The organism is Microbacterium sp. 69-10 (assembly GCF_001897945.1).
Lineage (GTDB): Bacteria > Actinomycetota > Actinomycetes > Actinomycetales > Microbacteriaceae > Microbacterium.
This window is the reverse complement of the sequence record NZ_MKRT01000034.1, coordinates 37,067-40,006: the sequence shown is the minus strand read 5'-3', so window position 1 is coordinate 40,006 and position 2,940 is coordinate 37,067. Positions and strand designations below refer to the sequence as shown.

Below are 2,940 nucleotides of genomic sequence, written 5' to 3'. Positions count from 1 at the left end.
GCGAAGGTCGTCATCACCGCCGACGGCGGCTGGCGCAAGGGCAAGGTCTCGGCGCTCAAGCCCGCCGTCGACCAGGCGCTCAGCGACCGGCACGGCGAGGGCGAGCAGGCCACCGTGGAGCACGTCCTGGTCGTCAAGCGCGGCGAGAACGAGGTCGACTGGGACGCGGATCGCGACGTCTGGTGGCACGAGGTGGTGCCGCAGGCATCCGCCGAGCACGAGGCGCAGGCGTTCCCCGCCGAGAACCCGCTGTTCATCCTCTACACCTCCGGCACGACCGGGAAGCCCAAGGGCATCCTGCACACCACGGGCGGATACCTGACCCAGGCCGCGTACACGCACAAGTACGTCTTCGACCTGCATCCCGAGACCGACGTCTTCTGGTGCACGGCCGACATCGGCTGGGTCACCGGCCACACCTACGTCACCTACGGTCCGCTCGCCAACGGCGCCACCCAGCTGATGTACGAGGGGACGCCGGATGCCCCGCATCCCGGCCGCTGGTGGGAGCTGATCCAGAAGTACGGCGTGACGATCTTCTACACCGCCCCCACGGCCATCCGCTCCTTCATGAAGACCGGCCGTCAGATCCCGCAGCAGTTCGACCTGTCCAGCCTGCGGCTGCTCGGCTCGGTGGGCGAGCCCATCAACCCCGAGGCGTGGATGTGGTACCGCGAGGTCATCGGCGCCGACAGGACGCCGATCGTCGACACCTGGTGGCAGACCGAGACCGGTGCGGCGATGGTCTCCCCGCTCCCCGGCATCACGGCGGCCAAGCCCGGTTCCGCCCAGGTGCCGCTGCCCGGCATCTCGATCGACGTCGTCGACGACGACGGCAACGAGGTCGGCAACGGCAACGGCGGCCTGCTGGTCATCACCGAGCCGTGGCCCTCGATGCTGCGCGGCATCTGGGGCGACCCCGAGCGGTTCAAGGAGACGTACTGGGAGAAGTTCCAGGACAGGGGCTTCTACTTCGCCGGCGACGGCGCCCGACTCGACGAGGACGGCGACCTCTGGCTGCTGGGCCGCGTGGACGACGTGATGAACGTCTCGGGCCACCGCCTGTCGACCACCGAGATCGAGTCCTCCCTGGTCGCGCACGAGGCCACCGCCGAGGCGGCCGTCGTCGGCGCGAACGACGAGACCACCGGCCAGGCGGTGGTGGCCTTCGTCATCATCAAGCAGAGCTACCTCGACCAGCACTCGCCCGAGGGCCTGGTGGCCCAGCTGCGCGGCTGGGTCGGCGAGCAGATCGGCCCGATCGCCCGTCCCCGCGACGTGTACATCGTGAACGAGCTGCCCAAGACCCGCTCCGGCAAGATCATGCGCCGCCTGCTGCGCGACGTCGCCGAAGGCCGCGAGGTCGGCGACACCACGACGCTCGCGGATACCGCCGTGATGAGCATCATCTCCGCGCAGGTCAAATAGCGGCGGTCCCGAACGCCTCGTACCGCTGATCGCGGTGCGGGGCGTTCACCGTGCGGGTACGCTCAGCTCCCTCATCCGCTCGCGCACCGTGCGAAACACGGCGGGGTCGAACGGGAAGTCCCCGCCGTCCTCACCCACCAGCCGCATAACCTCGTCGCCGAGCGTGATGGAGAAGTTCACGATCATCCGCGCCTCGGTGGCGTGATCGGCGTCCGCCAGGCGAGCCGATGCCGGATGCGCATCGAGCCAGTTCTCGATCACGTCCTGCAGTCCGGCGCGGCTCGTCCCGGCCGCCCACGACACCGTCGTCGTCGTGCCCGGCTCCCGGGCGAAAAGCGCGAACCGCTTGCGCAGGAGTTCGTCGTCACCCTGCCCGCGGACGGTCTCCATCACGATCCACGAGGCGGCGATCACGAGGTCGTCTCGGTGCGCGCTCAGAATGCGCTCGGTGAGCACAGGGTCGTAGACCAGGGCGGATCCGAAGATCGCATGCTCGAGCGAGGGGAAGTAGTTGAAGAACGTGCTGCGCGACACCATCGCCACTTCGCAGATGCGGTCGACCGTCACGGCGCGAACGCCTTCCTCATAGGCAATTCCGACCGCGGCCTCCTCCATGGCCCGACGCGCGACGCGCATCTTCTTCTCGCGGAGCCCTTCCGTCATCGCCGTCCCTCCTTTCCCTTCATCCCACCCTAGGTCGATCTCCCTGGGTTGCGTAAAAGTTTGGACTGAGTCCATACTTAGCCAGGAACCATCAGAAAGGATCGCCATGCCTCACACCGTCGCGCGACGACGTCGGAATCTGGTCTCCCCGCTACGCACCGCAGGTGTGCTGTCCGTAGCCACCGGCCTTGTCTTGGTGGGGCTGCCCGCGATCGCCAGCGCCGCGGAGTCCGAAGCAGGCCACATACTCATCACGACGACTCTCTCCGACGGGACGGCATCCGCTCCGCTCGGCGGCGCGACGGTGACCGTGCTCTCCACCGGCGAGCTCGACCAGGTCATCGCCACCGGCACCACCTCGGCAGACGGAACCGTGTCCGTGCGCATACCCGCGACGGACACCAGCTTCATCGCCGAGGCATCCTGGCCCGGTGCTGTCGGCGACCTCCTCGAACCCGTGGCGAGGAGGGAGTTCAACCCCACGCGGGGAGATGCCGTCACCGTCCCGCTGGAGGGCTCCTTCGGTGAGATCAGCGGCGCGGTGACCGCGACGTCGGATGCCTCCCCTCTCGCCGACCTCTCGGGCGCGAGCGTCACCATCCTCAGTGGCGGCACGGTAGTGCAGCGCGTCGCCGTCGTCGCAGACGGCACGTTCCGATCAGGCTCATTGCCGACAACATCCACCGACGATTACAGCATCCGCTTCGAGCCGCCCACAGGATTCATGCTCGCGGACGCGCAGCCGTCGGACAATCCCGCCTTCGCGCTTCCCCGGGGCGAAGAGAGCCCCAGCCTCGTCGATGTGGCTCGCTCCTTCGCGCTCATCTCGGATACCGCAGCACCGACACC

At 68.2% G+C, this 2,940-nt stretch carries 3 protein-coding genes; 2 read left to right on the top strand and 1 reads right to left on the bottom strand.

The window, feature by feature from the left end; translation table 11 throughout:
- The coding region (acs, locus tag BGN97_RS18445; protein WP_292704785.1) for an acetate--CoA ligase at positions 1-1,428 on the top strand (1,428 nt) is incomplete at its 5' end.
- 45 nt (positions 1,429-1,473) lie between these two features.
- On the opposite strand, the gene BGN97_RS18440 is transcribed toward acs, so the two are convergent.
- Entirely contained in the window at positions 1,474-2,091 is a 618-nt protein-coding gene (locus BGN97_RS18440; protein ID WP_292704783.1) for a TetR/AcrR family transcriptional regulator, read from the bottom strand.
- Between the two features lie 106 nt (positions 2,092-2,197).
- On the opposite strand from BGN97_RS18440, the gene BGN97_RS18435 reads away from it, so the two are divergent.
- Positions 2,198-2,940, top strand: a 743-nt coding sequence (locus tag BGN97_RS18435; RefSeq protein WP_292704781.1) for a hypothetical protein, incomplete at its 3' end; no start/stop codon positions are given.